Origin of the sequence: Agrobacterium rubi TR3 = NBRC 13261, from assembly GCF_000739935.1 — a bacterium.
GTDB classification, from domain to species: domain Bacteria; phylum Pseudomonadota; class Alphaproteobacteria; order Rhizobiales; family Rhizobiaceae; genus Agrobacterium; species Agrobacterium rubi.
Map to the genome: position 1 here is coordinate 331,691 of NZ_BBJU01000007.1, position 20,144 is coordinate 351,834.

General features: G+C 56.8%; 16 protein-coding genes and 1 pseudogene. 11 read left to right on the top strand and 6 right to left on the bottom strand.

Annotation, left to right across the window (positions count from 1 at the left end; translation table 11 throughout):
- The 10 genes and pseudogenes from pcaG to RRU01S_RS06110 all read left to right on the top strand — a co-directional run bounded on the left by pcaG (position 1) and on the right by RRU01S_RS06110 (position 12,480).
- Positions 1–621 (top strand): protocatechuate 3,4-dioxygenase subunit alpha, encoded by a 621-nt coding sequence (gene pcaG / locus RRU01S_RS06065; RefSeq protein WP_045229328.1) that lies wholly within the window; start codon positions 1–3, stop codon positions 619–621.
- A 7-nt stretch (positions 622–628) separates the two neighbouring features.
- Complete coding sequence (locus RRU01S_RS06070) at positions 629–1,681, top strand: 3-carboxy-cis,cis-muconate cycloisomerase (RefSeq protein ID WP_045229329.1); 1,053 nt, start codon at positions 629–631, stop codon at positions 1,679–1,681.
- A gap of 203 nt (positions 1,682–1,884) precedes the next feature.
- A pseudogene (locus RRU01S_RS26435) lies at positions 1,885–2,099 on the top strand (hypothetical protein).
- Positions 2,100–2,138: 39 nt separating this feature from the next.
- Positions 2,139–2,699 carry a type 1 glutamine amidotransferase domain-containing protein gene (locus RRU01S_RS06075; protein ID WP_045229330.1) on the top strand — a complete coding sequence of 187 codons (561 nt, stop codon included), beginning with the start codon at positions 2,139–2,141 and terminating at the stop codon, positions 2,697–2,699.
- Between the two features lie 830 nt (positions 2,700–3,529).
- A complete protein-coding gene (locus RRU01S_RS06085; protein ID WP_045229332.1) occupies positions 3,530–4,210 on the top strand; it encodes a sugar transferase in 681 nt (226 codons plus the stop codon).
- 201 nt (positions 4,211–4,411) lie between these two features.
- The gene (locus RRU01S_RS06090) at positions 4,412–5,608 is read left to right on the top strand and encodes a polysaccharide biosynthesis/export family protein (protein ID WP_412674279.1); all 1,197 of its coding nucleotides are present in this window, start codon (positions 4,412–4,414) and stop codon (positions 5,606–5,608) included.
- A 7-nt stretch (positions 5,609–5,615) separates the two neighbouring features.
- Positions 5,616–6,887, top strand: coding sequence for an O-antigen ligase family protein (locus tag RRU01S_RS06095; protein ID WP_045229334.1), 1,272 nt, complete (start codon positions 5,616–5,618; stop codon positions 6,885–6,887).
- Between the two features lie 145 nt (positions 6,888–7,032).
- Positions 7,033–7,794 (top strand): ImuA family protein, encoded by a 762-nt coding sequence (locus tag RRU01S_RS06100; protein WP_045229335.1) that lies wholly within the window; start codon positions 7,033–7,035, stop codon positions 7,792–7,794.
- Positions 7,709–9,226: a Y-family DNA polymerase gene (locus tag RRU01S_RS06105; protein ID WP_045229336.1), complete on the top strand. Its 1,518-nt coding sequence runs from the start codon at positions 7,709–7,711 to the stop codon at positions 9,224–9,226. Before RRU01S_RS06100 ends, RRU01S_RS06105 begins: the two co-directional genes overlap by 86 nt.
- Entirely contained in the window at positions 9,223–12,480 is a 3,258-nt protein-coding gene (locus RRU01S_RS06110) for an error-prone DNA polymerase (protein WP_045229337.1), read from the top strand. Before RRU01S_RS06105 ends, RRU01S_RS06110 begins: the two co-directional genes overlap by 4 nt.
- Before the next feature lie 21 nt (positions 12,481–12,501).
- Here RRU01S_RS06110 and RRU01S_RS06115 read toward each other — a convergent pair whose 3' ends face one another.
- The 6 genes from RRU01S_RS06115 to RRU01S_RS06140 form a co-directional block, all read right to left on the bottom strand.
- A complete protein-coding gene (locus tag RRU01S_RS06115; RefSeq protein ID WP_045229338.1) occupies positions 12,502–13,233 on the bottom strand; it encodes a FadR/GntR family transcriptional regulator in 732 nt (243 codons plus the stop codon).
- Positions 13,234–13,251: 18 nt separating this feature from the next.
- Complete coding sequence (gene yjfF, locus RRU01S_RS06120; protein WP_081880004.1) at positions 13,252–14,232, bottom strand: galactofuranose ABC transporter, permease protein YjfF; 981 nt, start codon at positions 14,230–14,232, stop codon at positions 13,252–13,254.
- On the bottom strand, positions 14,229–15,272 hold the full coding sequence (locus RRU01S_RS06125; protein WP_045229339.1) for an ABC transporter permease: 1,044 nt from the start codon (positions 15,270–15,272) through the stop codon (positions 14,229–14,231). Before RRU01S_RS06125 ends, yjfF begins: the two co-directional genes overlap by 4 nt.
- Positions 15,272–16,795, bottom strand: a complete 1,524-nt coding sequence (locus RRU01S_RS06130; protein WP_045229645.1) for a sugar ABC transporter ATP-binding protein — start codon at positions 16,793–16,795, stop codon at positions 15,272–15,274. Before RRU01S_RS06130 ends, RRU01S_RS06125 begins: the two co-directional genes overlap by 1 nt.
- Positions 16,796–16,862: 67 nt before the next feature.
- Entirely contained in the window at positions 16,863–17,822 is a 960-nt protein-coding gene (gene ytfQ, locus RRU01S_RS06135) for a galactofuranose ABC transporter, galactofuranose-binding protein YtfQ (RefSeq protein WP_045229340.1), read from the bottom strand.
- A 197-nt stretch (positions 17,823–18,019) separates the two neighbouring features.
- Positions 18,020–18,253, bottom strand: a complete 234-nt coding sequence (locus RRU01S_RS06140; RefSeq protein ID WP_045229341.1) for a hypothetical protein — start codon at positions 18,251–18,253, stop codon at positions 18,020–18,022.
- A gap of 62 nt (positions 18,254–18,315) precedes the next feature.
- Here RRU01S_RS06140 and RRU01S_RS06145 point away from each other — a divergent pair, with 62 nt between their 5' ends.
- Positions 18,316–20,136, top strand: a complete 1,821-nt coding sequence (locus RRU01S_RS06145; RefSeq protein ID WP_045229342.1) for an IlvD/Edd family dehydratase — start codon at positions 18,316–18,318, stop codon at positions 20,134–20,136.
- The last annotated feature ends 8 nt before the right edge of the window (positions 20,137–20,144 follow it).

A 20,144-nucleotide genomic window follows, 5' to 3' on the forward strand; every position in this document is an offset into this window, starting at 1 on the left:
ATGGTTCAACCGCTTCACTACTTCAAGGAAAGTGCGTCTCAGACAGCCGGTCCCTATGTTCACATCGGCTGCACCCCAAATTTCGTCGGCATCAACGGCGTGTTCGCGCAGGATTTGGGATCGGGCGCTCTTTATAGTGAAGGTGCCAATGGCGAGCGGATCACCATTCGCGGCACCGTTTACGATGGTGCTGGCAACGCATTGAAAGACGCTCTCATCGAGATTTGGCAGGCAGATGCCGAAGGTTTTTACAACAGCCCGAGCGAAACACGCGGCACGGCCGACCAGAATTTCTCCGGCTGGGGCCGTTCACCCGGCAATATGGACACGGGCGAATTCGTGTTCGAAACCATCAAGCCGGGCAAGGTTCCCTTCAAGGACGGTCGCTGGATGGCGCCTCACATCACCTTCTGGATCGTGGCGCGTGGCATCAATATCGGCCTTCACACACGCATGTATTTCCCGGAAGAAGAAGAGGCGAATGCGACCGATCCGGTGCTGGCACGCGTCGAGCACAAGCCGCGTCTGCCAACGTTGATTGCGAAGAAGGAAGACGGCAATACATACCGTTTCGACATTCGCCTCCAGAGCGAAGGCGAAACCGTCTTCTTCGATATTTGAGAGTAGAATGAGCCTTTCCCCTTTCGAACATCCCTTTCTGGGCGGCCTTTTCGCAGATGCTGATATCACCGCTCTGTTCAGCGCCGAGGCCGATGTTGCGGCGATGCTGCGGTTTGAAGTGGAACTTGCGGAGGCGCAAGCCGCGTGCGGTATCATATCGCCGGAAGATGCAGCACGGATAGGTGAAGCGCTTGCCACCACCGTCATCGATTACGCTTCGTTGCGGGAAGGGGTGTCGAAGGACGGCGTTGTCATTCCGGACTTCGTGCGACAGCTGCGCTTGGCCGTTGGTGAACAGGCCGCGACCAAAGTGCATTTCGGTGCGACCAGCCAGGACGTGATCGATACGAGTCTGATGTTGCGCCTGAAGGCAGCAACCGCGATTATCATAGCGCGTCTGTCGTCCTGCGTTTCCGGCCTGCAAGATATCACCTCGCGAGATGGTGCGAACCCGCTTATGGGCTATACACGCATGCAGGCGGCTATCCCCATGACGGTTGCCGACCGGGTGGCGAGTTGGCAGCAACCGCTGTCGCGTCATCGTGACAAGCTTGTTGATATCAGTGACCGTGGTTTTGCTGTTCAATTCGGTGGAGCTGCCGGAACGCTCGAAAAATTTGGTGATAAAGGTGCTGCGGTCCGAGCCGAGCTTGCCAAGCGTCTAGGCCTTGTGGATACGGCACAATGGCAGAGCCAACGGGATGCTGTTGCCGATCTAGGCCATTGCCTGGCTCTTATCACTGGTTCCCTCGGTAAGCTCGGGCAGGACGTGGCGCTTCTTGCCGAAATGGGAAAAGAAATCCGTCTCGCTGGCGGCGGCGGCTCCTCCGCCATGCCGCATAAGCAAAATCCTGTTGTCGCTGAAACGCTGGTAACACTTGCCCGTTTCAATGCCGTGCAGGTTTCAGCCCTGCATCACTCCATGGTGCATGAGCAGGAAAGATCAGGAGCCGCGTGGATGCTGGAATGGCTGGTTCTGCCGCAAATGGTCGTAGCAACCGGCAGCGCGCTGCTCCTTGCTGAACGCCTCATTGGTCAGATCGAACATCTCGGCACTTGATATATTAGCGACGATTTTTTTAGGAACCATTGTTTCCGGGCTACGTTCACTTGGCAGGAGAGCCACCGTGTCAAACGGACATGATGGTGCCGAAGAACATCAGGATTTTTCCGTTTTCTTCTGATGGCCAACGAAATGGCAGCCGAGCTTCTCACCCATCCGGTGCTCTCCTACCTATGAACTCCCTGCCGAAGGAGCGAGAGATGGAAAAGACCGAAACGCGTAAGCTTGCGGAAGAATACATGCTCCTTGGCGGCACCCGTCAGGTGACGACAACAAGACCTTCATTCGTCAATACGACACCGAGCCTGAGGAGGCCGAGCGTTTCTGGCAGGACCGTATTGCGGTGCTGGACAAGGAACGCAGAGACGACGTGGAATTCTTCCTGCCGTCCATCAATTCCGACGAAGCCGTCTGAGCTTCTGACACATCCAACCAATTATTAAAGGAGAAAGCCATGACAGCTATCAACGCTGCAAAGATCGTAATTCTGGCAACAGATGGTTACGAACGTTCTGAACTGCGTGTTCCCTATGAGCAGCTGAAGCAACAGGGCGCGGACGTCAAGATCGCGTCCATCGAAGAAGGCCAGATCAAGAGCTGGGATGAGAAGGACTGGGGCGACAGCATCGACGTCGATCTGCTCGCCAAGGCTGTTCGTGTTGAAGACTTCGACGCATTGGTTTTGCCGGGTGGCCAGATCAACCCGGATATCTTGAGAGCCAATGAAGACGCGATGCGCATCGTTCGCGACTTCGTCAAGTCGGGTAAGGTGGTCGCAGCCATCTGCCATGCGCCTTGGCTTCTGGTTGAGGCCGACGCCGTCAAGGGCCGTCAGGTCACCTCCTACGGCTCGATCAAGACCGACATCAAGAATGCTGGCGGTATCTGGAAGGACGAAGAAGTCGTAACCGACAAGGGCATTATCACATCCCGCTCGCCAGATGACCTCGACGCTTTCGTGGCAAAGATTGTCGAGGAAGTCGAAGAAGGTCGCCACGAACGGCACGCTGCATAATAACTTCCATATTTATGTTCAAAAGGGTCGCCATGAAGATGGCGGCCTTTTTTTATGCCTGAACGACCCTTAGCCCCTCTCGCTCATCATGATAGTCACCCGTATTGCGTTCGCGTTGTGTACGATACCGGACAGACTGACCCAGCGTAACGCCGTAATAATGTGCAATTTACTGCGCTAGGGTATCATTTTCGCATGGCGCAGGTTTCAGCGACTTTGGAAAATTGGTGAAGAATCGCTGTGAAATCATCACTGAAACGATTGAATGGCTTATGTCAGAACTCGCTGACCATATTTAACAGCTATGCAAATGCATACCGCCACTTTTTCGCCTTATTTGGGTCATGATTGCGTCCATTTTCGGAGTGTAAAGGCGTTGTTTTTGAGCCAAGATTAATTTTTCTTCATAAAAATCGAGACATTTGTTGTCTTTTTGAGTGTGCGACGCCGCAATTTTGTTGCGGTGCACAAAAGCTTCTTTTGCTTGTTTTTTCTTTTTAATGGCAAACGGTGACTTCGAAAATCTCATTTTACAGAGAAAACTATAAGAAGACTTATAGTGACGTTAATCTATGAATACATGAAGTAACACGAAAGAATTCTACCCCTGCTGCCAATAGCCGTATTTGTTCTTCGAACTGCGGTCTTCGCTCTTTGCAGTCCGCATTTGTGAGGATTTATGCGGGAACACCCCATGCAGACTAAGGCGGCATGCCTCACAAAAAATTCAAAAGCACCAAATTCTCGTCACAGCATTGCTGAATGATCTAACTCGAATTGACGCGCCCAACGGGTACCGACCATCGCAAAACATAAATGGAGTCCTCTCTATGAAGTCCGCGACAAGATCGGCTGTTTCGCCGCTTAGTAGCTCACATGAATCCGATATGAGCTTTCCGATCGGAGGAATCGCTAAACGCAGCTTTGACGTTTCGTCAGCCCTGCTAGCAATCCTCATCCTGAGCCCGATCTTTCTCATGATCATGGCTCTGGTGAAATTTTCAGACCGCGGTCCTGCGTTTTACGGGCATCGCCGCGTTGGCCATAACGGACGCATGTTTCATTGCTTGAAGTTCCGTACCATGGTCATGAACGGTGACGAGGTCCTTCGGCAATATCTTGCTGCAAACCCAGAAGCTGCCGAAGAATGGAAAGCAACACGCAAGTTGAAGAACGACCCTCGCGTCACCGCGATCGGAAGCGTTCTGCGCAAGCTCAGCCTTGACGAACTTCCACAGCTCATCAACATCATCCGTGGTGAAATGAGTGTGGTTGGCCCACGTCCTGTTGTGGATGAAGAGCTGAACTATTACGAAAGCGCTGCGTCATACTACCTTAGCACCCGCCCAGGCCTGACCGGCCTTTGGCAGATCAGCGGTCGTAACGACGTTTCCTACAAAGAGCGCGTTGACTATGATACGCAATATGTGCGCAACTGGTCGATGATGCAGGATGTTTTCATTATCGCGAAAACAATCCCTGCGGTTTGCATGTCGCGCGGCAGTTATTGAACCAAACTTGACGTTTTACGTTTTGCGACAAAACTTATTGCGGCCACCGAGACGTGGCATTTACGACCAGCTTTCAGGCTGGTCGTATTCCGACTGCGGCATGCAGTCGTAAACATGGAGTGTAATATGGTTGGCAGTGCCACCGGATTTTCCTTGAATGTTGCATTGCGCAAGGTTCCTGCGCTTCTCGTCGCCGCAACGATGCTGGCATCAATCCCTCTCCACGCTTTTGCTCAAGACAACCAATATCGTCTTGGAACAGCCGACAAGCTGCGCATCCGCGTTGCCGAGTGGCAACCTGCCGACGGGACCATCCGCAATTGGGAGGTCATCAACGGTGATTACTCCGTTGGCGCATCTGGTTCGCTATCCCTGCCTTTCATCGGGCAGCTCGATGTGGCTGGCAAAACCACCGGTGAAGTTGGCGAAGAAATAGGAGCGCAGCTGCAAAGCAAGTTTGCATTGCGCAACCTGCCATCCGCCTCTGTCGAAATCTCCCAATTCCGCCCTGTTTTTCTGACAGGTGACGTTCAGACCCCCGGCGAATATCCCTACGCACCCAATCTCACCGTTCTCAAGGCTGTCAGCCTGTCCGGCGGGTTGCGCCGGTCTGATGCCGGTCAGCGTTTCGCCCGCGATTTCATCAACGCGCGTGGCGATGCTGCTGTCTATGATGACCAGCGCGGACGCCTTCTGGCGCGGCAGGCACGTCTTCAGGCGGAAGTGAGGGGCGACAAGGAAATAACCAAAACGCCTGCGCTGGAAAAAATCCTGAATATCGACGCTCTCTTGGAGAGTGAAAACGCTCTCATGAAGTCGCGGAGCGAACGCTACACGCTTCAACTGAAGGCTTTGACCGATCTGCGTCAGCTTCTGGAAACGGAAGTCGAATCCCTGCAAAAGAAGTCTGAAACCCAGAACCGTCAGCTTCAACTGGCCAATGAAGACAAAGAGAAGGTCAACCGACTGAACGAGCAGGGGCTTGCCCTTGCCCAGCGACGGATTTCCGCCGAAGAGCGTGCCGCCGAAGTGGAGTCCACCCTTCTCGATATCGATACGTCTTCGCTGCGTGCCAAGCAGGATATCAACAAGGCGATGCAGGACGAGATCAACCTGCGCAATGATTGGGTCGCCCAGCGCTCCAAGGAATTGCAGGATACCGAAGCGGAATTGCAGAAGCTCAACCTGCAACTCGGCACCAGCCGTGAACTGATTTCCGAGGCGCTGGCCCAATCGGCAGAAGCCATCCGTTTTGATCCCTCGGGCAAGTCGGCAAGTATCACCTACGTCATCGTTCGTGAAGAAGGCGGCGCGTCGAAGGAAATCAAGGCTGATGAAACCACATCCATCCAGCCTGGCGATGTGATAAAGGTGTCATCAGATGTTCTGATGCAGTGAGGTCCGCATGCGGATTGCCAAATCGGCCCTGATCGACCCCGATAAGAACGGCCTTTACGGAATGGCAGCCGTTGCGCTGTCATTCTTTGTCTTTGCCTATTCCTCCAAGTTCGGAATGGTGTCCGTGCTCGCCTATTACGGCGTGTGGCTGCCGCTTGTGCTCGTGGATTATCGCAAGGTTCTCGGCAATTATTTCAAGTATCTGTGGATTTTCGCTTTCGGAATTCTGGCGATCCTGTCCAGCTTCTGGTCGGACGCCATGTCCACCACCATGCGCGCGTCCATCCAGTATATGACGCATATCATCTGCGCGCTCATTGCCATGCGCGTCATCTCGATCACGACGCTGACGCGCGGTGCGATGATCGGTGTCATTGTCGTCCTGCTGTATTCGCTGCTGTTCGGCCTTTATCTGTTCGATGCACTCGATGGTACGGTGAGCTTCGTCGGTGCTTTCTCCTCGAAAAATCAGCTTGGCTTCTACGCCTCCCTCGGCGTGATCTTTGCCGCAAGTTCCGTGCTGGTTCTGCGCCAGCGGGACATCATCTGGCTTGGGGTCGCTGGCGTAACAGGCCTGATTTCCGCCTATTGCCTGCTGGCATCGCAGTCGGCAACGTCGGTTATCACAACCGCGGCTGTTGTTGCGCTCATCATCGGGTTTCTGCCCATGAACATGCTCAATCCCGGCAATCGCAAGATGATCTTTCTGGCACTTGTTGGGGTCGGTAGCCTGTTCGTCGTGGCATCGCTGCAATTCGGTCTGCTCGATGCCATCCTCGGGATTTTTGGCAAGGATTCCACGCTCACAGGGCGTACCTATCTGTGGCAACAGGGCATCGAAGCCGCGAAAGCCTCTCCTATTTTGGGCGTCGGCTATCAAGGCTTTTGGGTGGTGGGTTTTTATGATGCCGAACGTCTGTGGGATGATTTCTTCATCACCACGCGCAGCGGCTTTCACTTTCACAACACCTATATCGAAACCGTCGTAGAAAACGGCTTCGTTGGATTGGCGCTTCTGGTCATCTTGCTTTACGGCACGCTTTTGGGGCACCTGCGCTCCATTCTGTTGAAAAAAGACGATCCGCAGGGGCTGATCCTGTTTGCTCTGTGCGCGCTTTTCGTCGTGCGATCCTTCGTTGAAATCGATATCATCTTTGCCTACCAGATCGGCTCGTTCCTGCTGTATTATGCCGCTGGAAAGCTGACGCTTCCGCAGCGCGTGACCTCAACCGACAGCGTTTTATCCCGCGTTGCCATGCGCCCGATTGCCGGGCGATAGGGGCTCCCTAAGAGGGAGGCTCATTGCAGTCCCTATCTTGTCCACAGCCAGACAAGACTCTTCTTGACTCTTTTCTGAAATAAGAACAAAAAGCGAACAAGTAATTTTCAGTCCAAGCGTGAATGCTCTTGAGAAGTCTTGTGTCATGCATAAACGCGCCGAACAGCTTGTTGTGGAGGAATTGCGAGAGCGGCTGGAGCGGATCACCCAGGGTCCGGCCCGGCACCACGACCATCTGCCCTTCGGGGTTCAGCCCATCGATGATCATCTGCCGGGTGGCGGGTTGAAGCTCGGCAGCCTGCACGAAGTCAGCGGTGCCGGCAACGGTGCCGTGGATGGAGCGGCCTCAGCCCTGTTTTCGGCAGGCATCGCCGCGCGTGTGAAAGGAAAGATCCTGTGGTGCGTGACGCGGCCAGATCTGTTCATGCCTGCTCTTACTCAGGCAGGTCTTTCGCAAAACCGGTTGATCATCGTGGAATGCCGCGATGAAAAGGGCGTGCTGGACTGTTTCGAGGAGGGCCTGCGCTGCAACGGCTTCGGTGCCGTCATTGGCGAGGTCTCGAAACTGCCGATGACCACGTCGCGGCGATTGCAGCTGGCGGCGGAAACATCCGGTGTGGTCGGGCTTGCGGTACGGCGCTGGCGTCACTCCTCCGGCGCCGTCGAGTATGGACAGCCGACCGCTGCCGTAACGCGCTGGCGCATATCCGTGCGGCCTTCCACACCTCTGCCCGTGCAGGGGGTGGGTCGAGCGCGCTGGGCTTTAGAGCTTTTAAGGTGTCGCGGCGGCGAATGTGCCAATTTTGAAGTGGAAGCCTGTGATGCAAAGGGTCGTCTCGCTCTACCTGCCGACATGGTCGACAGACCGATACCGCAGGACGCTTGGCAAGCAGGCGCCACCGCTTGATAGGCCAGTCGTGATGATCGGTCGTCAGGGAAGCCGCCGCGTTATCGCCGCGCAGGATGTGGCGGCTGCGGCAGTGGGCCTGCGGCTCGGCATGCCGGTCAGCAAGGCGCAGGCCATCATTCCCGGCCTCATCGTGGAAGACTTGCAGGCAGCCGACGATGCCAAAGCACTGCGCGATCTCGCCTTCTGGTTCCTGCGCATTTACGCGCCCATCGTCGCGCCTGATGCGCCCGACGGTCTGGTACTGGATACCACCGGGGCAGACCATCTGCACGGCAATGAGCTGATGATGTTGACCGGTATGGTCAACCGCCTGCATGGGCTCGGCTTTACGGCGCGTGCCGCGATTGCCGATAGCTGGGGTGCGGCGCACGCGCTGGCCCGTTTCGGAAAAGAGCCCGTGACCATCGTGCCGCAAAACGGCTCCACCGCGGCACTCGCTGCTCTGCCTTTGGCAGCACTGCGCCTTGAGACAAGAATATTGGCTGATCTGAAAGTGCTGGGCTTTCGCCAGATCGCAGACCTCATGGCCACGGCGCGGGCACCACTCACCCTGCGGTTCGGCCCGCAGGTCGGGCGCAGGCTGGATCAGGCCCATGGCCTGCTGTCGGAACCCATCGAGCCGATCCGCGTGCCGGAACTGGTCGAGGCTTTCAGATTTTTTGCCGAACCCATTTCCGCGGCCGAGACCATTGCGCGCTACACCGAAAAGCTCGTGCGCCAGCTTTGTCTTAGGCTGGAAAAGCGTGGCCTTGGTGCTCGCCGCGTCGATTTGGTGCTGCACCGGGTCGATAGTGGCGTTCAGGCCATCCGCGCTGGAACCTCCAAGCCGGTTCGCGACGTCAAGCAACTGACCCGCCTGTTGAGCGACCGGATCGACACGATCAATCCCGGTTTCGGCATTGAAAAAATGACCCTGACGGCCACTCACGCCGAAACGCTGGTGGTGGGGCAAGTGCGTTCCACACTGCTGGATGATGCGAAGGCCGATATCGGTGAAACCGTCGATGTCATCATCAACCGTGGCCACAAGGTCTACCGTTACGCGGCTGTCGCCAGCGACGTGCCCGAACGCTCCGTCCAGATCGTTGCCGCCCAATCTGCCGATGATCCCCTCGGCTGGCCGGATCACTGGCCACGCCCCGTCCGTTTGCTTGCCCGCCCGGAACCAATACAGACCATGGCGCTGCTGCCGGACCATCCACCCAAAAGCTTTACCTGGCGCGGCGTCCGCCGTCTGGTGAAACGCGCCGATGGGCCGGAACGGGTCTTCGGCGAATGGTGGAAACGCGACCGCGAGCAGGCAGCAGTCCGCGATTATTTCACCGTGGAAGATGAAGTCGGCGAGCGCTTCTGGATTTTCCGCTCCGGTGATGGCGAACACGCCAATACCGGGTCTCAAGGCTGGTTCCTGCACGGGTTTTTCGGATGAGCGCCCAATACGCCGAACTCCAGGTGACGTCGCATTTCTCGTTTTTACGGGGAGTCAGCTCTTGCGAAGATTTGTTCGCCCAGGCGAAAGCCCTTGGCATAGAAGCACTCGGCATCGTGGATCGCAACAGCCTGGCAGGCATCCCGCGCGCGTACCAAGCTGCGGAAAAGACCGGTGTCCGGCTCGTTATCGGATGCAGGCTTGATCTGGCGGAGGATATCTCGGTGCTGGTCTACCCAACAGACCGCGCTGCCTATGCCCGCCTTTGCCGTCTGCTCACCCATGGCAAGAGAGACCCCACCAACAGAAATTGCGACCTCACATGGAGCGATCTGGTCGCTTATGGTGAGGGATTGCTGGTTATCCTCTTGCCAGACCTTGTGGATGAAACCCTATCCATTCGGCTGCGTCGGCTGAAAGCGGATTTCGGGGACCGCGCCTATGTGGCGATGAGCCTGCGCCGTCGACCGAACGATCATGTCCGGCTTTATGATCTCTCGTTCATGGCAGAGCGCATCGGCGTTGCCACCGTCGTCACCAATGATGTGCTGTTTCACGAACCGGAACGGCGCATGTTACAGGATGTCGTCACCTGCATCCGCCACAACTGCACCATTGATGATGCCGGTTTCAGGCGCGAGCGGCATGCCGACCGCTACCTGAAACCACCACAGGAAATGCACCGGCTGTTTTCCGCTTACCCCTTCGCTTTGCGTCGAACGCTGGAGATTGTAAGGCGCTGCAAATTCTCGCTCAAAGAATTGCAATACCAATATCCAGAAGAAAACATCCTGCCGGGCTTAACCGCGCAAGAAGCACTGGAAAAATATGTATGGGACGAGGTGCCGGGACGATATCCGGATGGTTTGCCTGAGAAGGTGGAAAAGACCCTCAAGCACGAACTGGCGATCATCGCCAAGAAGAAATACGCTCCTTATTTTCTCACCGTTAACGCCATCGTTCGTCAAGCTCGGGAAATGGAGATTCTGTGCCAGGGTCGTGGCTCTGCGGCCAATTCCGCCGTTTGTTTTGTGCTCGGCATCACCGCCATCGATCCCAAGGAGAGCGACCTTCTGTTCGAACGTTTTGTCTCCGAAGACCGGGACGAGCCGCCCGACATCGATGTCGATTTCGAACATCAGCGACGCGAGGAGATCATCCAGTGGATTTACAATCACTATGGGCATGACAAGGCAGCGCTGTGTTCCGTCATCAGCCGTTATCGTGGCAAAGGCGCCATCCGGGATGTCGGCAAGGTGCTGGGGCTGCCGGAAGATTTGACCAAGCTTATGTCCTCGCAAATCTGGTGGTGGACGGAGGATGCGGGGGAAAAGGAGGCCAAAGACCTCAACATCAACCTGAATGACCTCCGCGTGAAGCTGGCCTTTGATCTTGCCCGCCAACTCATTGGCACACCGCGCCATCACAGCCAGCATCCGGGTGGCTTCGTGTTGACCCATGACCGTCTGGACGAACTCGTTCCCATCTTACCCGCCGCCATGGATGACCGACGGATCATCGAATGGGACAAGGATGATATCGAAGTCGTGGATTTCATGAAGATGGATTGCCTGGCACTCGGCATGCTGTCGTGTATGCGCCGTGCGTTCGAATTGTTGACAGAACGTAAGGGCAAAACATTCGGACTGACCAGCATAGAGAAGGGTGACAAGCCGACCTATGCCATGATCTGTCAGGCCGATACCATCGGCACATTTCAGATTGAAAGTCGTGCGCAGATGTCGATGCTACCGAGACTGAGACCGCAAGAACTGTATGATCTGGTCATTCAGGTAGCGATTGTGAGGCCTGGTCCGATTCAGGGGAATATGGTGCATCCCTATCTCAAGCGGCGTGCTGAAAAGGCTCAGGGAAAGACAATCGAGTACGAGCATCCCAAGCTCAAGGAAGTCCTTCACAAAACGCTCGGTGTCCCGCTGTTCCAAGAGCATGCCATGCGCATCGCAATCGAATGTGCCAACTTTAAGCCTAGCGAAGCCGACCAACTTCGAAGAGCCATGGCAACGTTCAAGAACGTTGGGACAATTGCAAACTTTAAAGAAAAACTCATTGGCGGACTTATAGAGAACGGCTTTGATCGAGAGTTTGCGGAGCGGCTTTTCGCACAGATTCAAGGCTTCGGTAGTTACGGTTTCCCTGAAAGCCATGCCGCCTCCTTCGCACTGATCGCCTACGCATCCGCATGGGTGAAATGCCATCACCCGGATATTTTCTGCGTCGCTTTGCTGAACTCCCAGCCCATGGGCTTCTATGCACCGGCGCAACTGGTCCGCGATGCGCAAAATCACGGTGTTGTCGTGCGCCCGGTCTGTATCAACACCAGTCGCTGGGATTGTGCGCTGGAAGAAAAAGTCGGACCGGAGCGCAATGCGGTGCGGCTCGGCATGTGTCTGGTCAAAGGGCTGTCCAACAAGCGCGCAGGCGATATCATCGCGTGCCGTGAAGACCGTCCATTTGTATCCATCGATGATCTTTGGCGTAGGGCGGGTATTCCGGTCGATGCTTTAATCGCCCTTGCGGAAGCGGACGCCTTTTTGCCATCGCTTGGTCTTTCCCGCCGTCAGGCTCTCTGGGCCATCAAGGCCTTGCGGGATGAACCACTGCCCTTGTTTGCCGCGGCCGCGACGCGTCAGAATAGCGTCATTGCTGAACTGAGAGAGCCGGATGTTGCCCTGCGGCCCATGACGGCGGGTGGGGAGGTGGTGCAGGATTATGGACATGTCGGACTGACCTTGCGCGAGCACCCCATGGCGTTTCTGCGGGATGATCTTTCAAAGCGGCGCATTTCGACTTGCGCGCAGGCCGTTGGCGCGAAAGACGGGCGCTGGCTGGAGCTCGCGGGGCTGGTGCTGGTGCGTCAGCGACCGGGTTCGGCCAAGGGCGTCATCTTCATGACGCTGGAGGACGAGACGGGTATCGCCAACGCCGTCGTCTGGGTCAAAACCTTCGAGAAGTATCGTCGTGTTATTCTATCGGCTGGCATGGTCGGCATCTACGGCAAAATCCAGCGTGAGGGTGAAGTCGTGCATCTGGTGGCCCATCGGGTGACTGATCTTTCCGATGTGCTGAGAAGCGTTGGCGAGCGGGAAGGGCCCTTTCCGCTGCCGCATGGTCGCGGCGATGAGTTTCACCATGGCATTCCACCGGAAGACCGACGCCGACTGCCGAAACGATCGGATATGCAGGGAGATGGAGGCGACCACATCACCGTCAAAGGCCGCAATTTTCATTGAGCTATCGGGTGCCCCGGAACTTCACTCTGAAATCGCGTTCTTTATCCGGTCCTTGCCCACTAATATCACCTGCCGCATGGCTTTGATGGCAGCAGCTTCATCGCGGGCGGCAATCGCGTGGACGATGCGCAGATGGTTGGAGGCGATTTCCGAAATCGTCTCGGGTGAAGACGCGGGCGACGAGAGCTGGAAGGAAATGGCCAGCGCCGCTTCGATCAACCCGCTGGCAGAGCGCATGAAGGGGTTGCCGGAAATGCGGGCGACAGCCAGGTGAAACTCCAGATCGACCTTGGCGATGGTCTCCGGGGTGTGGTTCACATTATCGAACTGTGCGGCGATGGTGTAGAGCGAGACGATGTCTTCGCTGGAGGCATGGCGGGCTGCTGCCGCCGCGGCTGCGGGCTCGAGAGCCAAGCGGATATCGGCCAGATGATTGATGAATTCAGGGTCCAGTCCTGCGTCGCAGCGCCAGCCCAGAACGTCGGGATCGAAAAAATTCCAGCTGGATTTTTCCAGAACACGGGTGCCGACCTTGGCTTTCGGCTCGACAAGGCGCTTGGCAGCCAGCGTCTTCATCGTTTCCCGCAGCACGGTGCGCGAGACGCCAAAGCGCAAGGAAAGTTCTGCGTCGTTCGGCAGAAGCGATCCCTCGGGGATGCGGCCTGAGACAATGGCGCTACCGAGTTCAGCCACGACATGCGCGTGGCTGCTACGCCGCTTTCGTCCGGTAATCGTCGTTTCCAGCAGCCCCAACAAACTCTCCGCTTCCGTTTACGCCGGATGTCCCCCGGTCAATCGTCTGTTTGAATACCAGATGATTGTGCGTTGCAACACGATGAATATGAACAATAGTATGCCGATCACGATTTTCGTCCACCAGGAGGACAGCGTGCCTTCGAAAACGATATAGGTCTGGATCAGCCCCTGAATCAGCAGGCCGATGAAGGTTCCCGCCACCAGCCCCGTGCCGCCCGTTAGCAAGGTGCCGCCGATAACCACGGCTGCGATGGCATCCAGCTCCACACCAACCGTCGCCAGCGAATAGCCAGACGATGTGTAAAGCGTGTAGACGATGCCCGCCAGACCGGAGAGAAAGCCCGAGAGGGCATAGATGCCGATGATCGTCTTGCCGATGGGAACGCCCATCAGTTCCGCCGATTGCTGGTTGCCGCCCAGCGCATAGATATTGGCACCGAAGCGCGTGCGGCTTGCTACGAAGATGCCAACGGCAAAAACGATCAGCATCAAAATGGCCAGCGCCGTCAGCCGCCCGCCGCCGGGAAAGCGGAAGTAAAAGCCCTGGATCGCATCAATAACGGGGTGCGAGATTGGCACTGAATCCGTGGAGATAAGGTAGGCCGCGCCGCGTGCCAGAAACATGCCCGCCAGCGTTACCACGAAGGGCGGTATGGTCAGAAACCGGATCATCGCGCCCATCAGGCAACCGAACAGCGTTGAGATGACCAGCACCGCGGCAAAGGCCACCAGCGGGTGAACATTGTATGTGCCGACCAGCACGGCCACGAACACGCTGGCAAAGGCAATGACCGAACCGATGGAGAGGTCGATACCGCCCGACAGAATGACGAAGGTCATGCCGACGGAGGCGATGCCGAGAAAAGCGTTGTCCGTCAGAAGATTGCCGACCACGCGGGTCGAAAACATCGCGGGATATTGCATGACGCAGAGCGCATAGGCGACGATGAAGACCGCGAGCGTGGTCAGGAAGGGTAGATTGCGGGTGTGGATCATCGCGCGGCTCCCTCATGGTTCACGGGTTTGGCGTGCGGAGCAGGTCCATCAGGTTTGCGCGATCTGGCAAAGCCGATGACGGTGCCAATGGCCGGGGATTGCAATGTCAGCACGACGATGATGATGCCTGCCTTGATGATGAGGTTGAACTCCGGCGGAAAGCCGGACACGAGAATACCGGTGTTGATTGTCTGGATGATCAAGGCACCGATGAGCGATGCGGTAATAGAGAAACGCCCGCCATTCAGCGATGTGCCGCCGATGACCACGGCCAGAATGGCATCCAGTTCCAGCCACAGCCCAGCATTGTTGGCGTCCGCGCCTCGGATGTCGGCAGTTACAATCATGCCCGCAACGGCGGCGCAGAGGCCCGAGACGGCATAGACGAAGAACAGCAGGAAGCGGGCTCGTACACCCGCCAGCGCTGCGGCACGCCGGTTGACGCCGGTTGCTTCGATGAGGAAGCCGAGTGCCGATTTGCGCACGAGAATGCCGATCAGCAAGGCGGTGAAAACCCAGATGACGATGGGCATTGGAATGCCCGCAAACGAGCCGGAACCCAGGGCGGAAAAGCTGTCATTGTTAAAGGTCAGAATAACGCCTTCGGTAATCAGCTGCGCAATACCGCGCCCCGCGACCATCAGAATGAGTGTCGCAATGATCGGCTGGATGTCGAGGATGGCGACGAGAATGCCGTTCCAGATGCCGCAAACAATGCCGACAGCCAGCGATACGGCAATGACGACCGGGATCGAATGACCTCCGCTGATCAGCATCGCCGCAACCGCACCGCAGATGGCAATCACGGCGCCGATGGAAAGGTCTATGCCCTTGGTGGCAATCACCAATGTCATGCCGATGGTCAGCAGGGCGACGGGTGCGGCGCGCACCAGAATGTCGATGACGCTGCCATAGAGTCGCCCGTTCTGGAGCGAGACGTTCAGAAAGCCGGGCGAAATCGCGGCGATAGCTGCGAGAATGATGACGAGCGCTGCAAGCTGCGGTGCCAGCCGTTTCAGGCGGTGAGTGATCACATTCATTACGCGGCCTCCGTTCTGGCCGCACTGGCAATGGCCTGCATGATATTGTCGGCGGTGACGTCTTCGCCCTTGAGTTCGGCCACATGGCGGCGGTCGGAGAGAACGATGACGCGGTGTGCGACAGCCGTCAGTTCTTCAAGCTCCGACGATATGACGATGAGCGACATGCCTTGGGAACAGAGACGCTCGATCATTTTCAGGATTTCCGCATGCGCTCCGATATCGATGCCGCGTGTGGGCTCATCGAGAATGAGAAGGCGCGGATCGGTAGCCAGCCAACGGGCTAGGATGGCCTTTTGCTGATTGCCGCCGGAGAGAAACTTGATCGGCCTTTCACGATCCGCCGGGCGAATATCCAGTGATTTGATGAAGCCATCCGCCAATACAGCTTTCTGCTTGTGCGAAAGCGGACGCATCCATCCCTGTCTGGCTTGCAGGGCAAGGGCGATATTATCGGCCACGGAAAAATCACCGATGATGCCATCCGTCTTACGCTCTTCCGGGCAAAAGCCGAAGCCGTTCTCGATGGCGGCTTCCGGCGAGGTGATGGCGACCGTCTTGCCATCGATGCTGGCCTGTCCGCCATCCGGCTTGTCGATGCCGAACAGAAGGAAAGCCGTCTCGCTGCGGCCAGAGCCCAAGAGACCGGCGATGCCGACGACTTCACCGGGGCGCACATCGAGATCGAAGGGCTCGACGCTGCCGCGTTTTCCATAACCGGTAAAGCGAATGGGTGCTTCGCCTTCCACAACAGTTGCTTCCGGCGCCTCGCGGTCATGGGTCACGCTTTGTAACTCGCGGCCCAGCATCATGGAAATGAGTTCGCCGCGCGGCAATTCGGAAATCGTGCGGGTGCCGACAAGCTTGCCATTGCGCAGCACGGTTACGCGGTCGGCAATGTCGTAGACCTGGTTGAGGAAGTGGGTGATGATGATGATGCCAAGACCCTCGGCCCGCAATTGTCGCAGCACCGTAAACAGCATCTCGACTTCATGATTGTCGAGGCTGGCGGTCGGCTCGTCCAGCACCAGCACCTTGCCGGAGAGATCAACGGCGCGGGCGATGGCAATAATCTGGCGGATGGCGACGGAATAGCTGGAGAGCAACGCATCGACATTGATTGTGAGCCCGTAACGGGCGAGCAGCGCCTGCGATCTCACGCGCATCTCGCGTCTGTCGATCAGGCCAAAGCGGCGCGGCTGTCTGCCCAGAAAAAGGTTTTCGGCAACCGTCAGGTTCTCGAGAAGATTGACCTCCTGATAGACAGTCCCAATGCCGAGGTTTTGTGCTTCCGCGACATTCGCAGGGGAAATTTCGTTTCCCTCCAGGCGTATCGTGCCGCGATCCCGGCTGTAGACGCCGGTGAGTATCTTGATGAGCGTCGATTTCCCCGCACCGTTTTCACCGAGAAGGGCATGAACCTCACCTCGGTTGAGCGATATATCGACATTATCCAGAGCGGGAATGCCAAGGAAGGACTTTCCAATAGCGCGCGCTTCCAGAAGGGGGCTGGTTTCGGACATGATCGTTTCCTGCACGGACAGTAGGTTGGAACGGCGCGTTCACGCCGTTCCAGAAGCGGAGACCGGCTTAGTAGCCAAGTCCCTTCTTCTCCTCGTAAACCTTCATCGGGTCATCTGACGCGGTGTAGAGTTTGGATTCTGTCTGGATCCACTTTGCAGGCTCTTTCTTGTCCTTCAGATACGCGTCGAGCGCATCGAAGGCAGGGCCAGCCATGTTTGGCGTTAGTTCAACGGTCGCATTTGCTTCACCGGCAGCCATGGCCTTGAAGATGTCAGGGACGGCGTCGATGGACACGACCTTGATATCCGTGCCCGGCTTCAGGCCAGCTTCCTTGATGGCCTGGATTGCGCCAACGGCCATGTCGTCATTGTGGGCGTATACTGCGCAGATATCCTTGCCGCCGCCTTCAGCCTTGATGAAGCTTTCCATGACTTCCTTGCCCTTGGTGCGCGTAAAGTCGCCGGTCTGCGAACGAACGATCTTGATGTTGGCATGCGATGCGATGCCTTCTTCAAAGCCCTTCTTGCGGTTGATGGCAGGCGAAGAACCGGTGGTGCCTTGAAGCTCGACCACCTTGCAGTCCTTGGAGCCGACATCCTTGGCCAGCCATTCGCCAGCAACCTTGCCTTCATGGACCTGATCGGAAGTCACAGCAGTCAGGTAAAGGCTGTCTGGAGCCTCGATCTGACGGTCCAGAAGAATGACGGGGATCTTCTCTTCCTTGGCTTCTTTCAGAACGGCATCCCAGCCGGTTGCGACGACGGGTGCGATGAAGATCGCATCGACTCCCTGTGCGATAAAGCCGCGTACGGCCTTGATCTGGTTTTCCTGCTTCTGCTGCGCATCGGCAAATTTCAGCGTGACGCCGCGTTTTTCGGCCTGCTGCTTGGTCACTGTCGTTTCAGCGGCGCGCCAACCGGATTCGGAGCCGATCTGCGAGAAGCCAACGGTGAGAGATTTTGCTGATACGCCTGATGCCAGACAAGCGGAAAGAGCGACGGTGACCGCCGCGAGTGCTAATTTCATCTTATATCCTCCCAGAGATGAATTGGCTATGACGAGGGTGATATGAGCATATAGTATTATCTTTGAAAAGAGCTCCCTAAGCAGTTTCTTATGTTGTTGGGTGTCGAAAATCTGAGAAAACGAGAAATTCGCGTTATATTTCAATAGAAAATCATATTGAAATTTTTCTTCGTGGGCGAACGGATCACCCTGATGCTTTACTTGACAAGGCGCCGCTCGGCAAAATAGTAATATGAATACGAAAGCTGATCCGAGGTGTTGACCGACGAAGTCAATTGCCGCAGATGAGCGGGCGTAAAAGAAAAATTCAGGGCGGAAACTTCGTGGCAATCGGTATCGACTGCTTTCAGAAAACGGGTCGTCTGGGGCGATGTCCCCAGCCTGATGATGCTTGCGCGCACAGTCGCCGGGCTCTTTTCTCTTTCGCTCATCACAAGGTCGTCGCAATCCTATAGTCGTACCCATTCGCCACTTCCGGCTGGAGACCAGAATCATGAAAGACCAGAACAACCTACCCGCAACGCAAGGCAAGGGCGGTAAGCTGCGTTCTCGCGCTTGGTTCGATAACCCTGACAATGCGGATATGACGGCGCTCTATCTCGAGCGTTACATGAACTTCGGCCTCAGCCAGGCGGAATTGCAGTCGGATCGCCCGATCATCGGTATCGCCCAGACAGGTTCCGATCTGTCGCCGTGCAACCGTCACCACCTCGAGCTTGCTCACCGTCTGCGCGAAGGCATTCGTGAAGCCGGTGGCATCGCCATCGAATTCCCGGTTCACCCCATTCAGGAAACCGGTAAACGCCCAACAGCGGGCCTCGACCGTAACCTCGCCTATCTCGGCCTCGTGGAAGTGCTTTACGGCTATCCGCTCGACGGCGTCGTGTTGACCATCGGCTGCGACAAGACCACGCCTGCCTGTCTTATGGCGGCGGCCACCGTGAACATTCCTGCCATCGCGCTCTCCGTCGGTCCCATGCTGAACGGCTGGTTCCGTGGCGAGCGCACCGGCTCCGGCACCATCGTCTGGAAAGCACGTGAACTTCTGGCCAAGGGCGAAATCGACTATGCGGGCTTTGTGAAGCTCGTTGCCTCCTCGGCACCTTCGACCGGCTATTGCAACACCATGGGCACGGCAACGACCATGAACTCGCTGGCTGAAGCCCTCGGAATGCAGCTTCCCGGTTCTGCTGCGATCCCAGCGCCTTACCGGGACCGTCAGGAAATTTCCTACCTCACCGGTCTGCGCATCGTTGAAATGGTTCGCGAAGACTTGAAGCCTTCCGATATCATGACGAAGGACGCCTTCATCAACGCCATCCGCGTCAACTCGGCCATCGGCGGCTCCACCAACGCGCCGATCCATCTGAACGGTCTGGCCCGTCACCTTGACGTCGAACTGACGGTCGATGACTGGCAGACCTATGGCGAAGAAGTGCCCTTGCTGGTCAACCTTCAGCCTGCCGGTGAATATCTTGGTGAAGACTATTACCATGCTGGCGGCGTACCAGCGGTCGTCAACCAGTTGATGACACAGGGCCTCATCAAGGAAGACGCGATGACGGTCAATGGCAAGACCATTGGCGACAATTGCCGTGGCGCCATCATCGAAGACGAAAAGGTCATTCGTCCGTTCGATCAGCCATTGAAGGAGCGTGCCGGTTTCCGCGTTCTGCGTGGCAACCTGTTCTCGTCCGCCATCATGAAGACCAGCGTTATCTCGCCTGAGTTCCGCGAGCGTTACCTGTCCAACCCGAATGACCCGGAAGCCTTTGAAGGCAAGGCCGTGGTGTTCGATGGCCCGGAAGATTATCACCACCGCATCGACGATCCGTCGCTCGGTATCGACGCCAACACGGTTCTGTTCATGCGTGGTGCCGGTCCTATCGGTTATCCGGGTGCGGCTGAAGTCGTCAACATGCGTGCGCCGGACTACCTGCTCAAGCAGGGCATCACCTCGCTTCCCTGCATCGGTGATGGTCGCCAGTCCGGCACTTCGGGCAGCCCGTCCATTCTGAACGCATCGCCAGAAGCGGCTGCCGGTGGCGGTCTCGCGATCCTTCAGACCGGCGACCGGGTTCGCATCGACGTTGGTCAGGGCAAGGCGGACATACTGATTTCGCCGGAAGAACTGGCCAAGCGTTATGAAGCTTTGGCTGCTGAAGGCGGCTATAAGTTCCCCGATCACCAGACCCCATGGCAGGAAATCCAGCGCGGCCTCGTCGGCCAGATGGAAACCGGCGCGGTTCTGGAAAATGCCGTAAAGTATCAGCGCATCGCCCAGACCAAGGGCGTGCCACGCGACAACCACTAAGGTCGCCT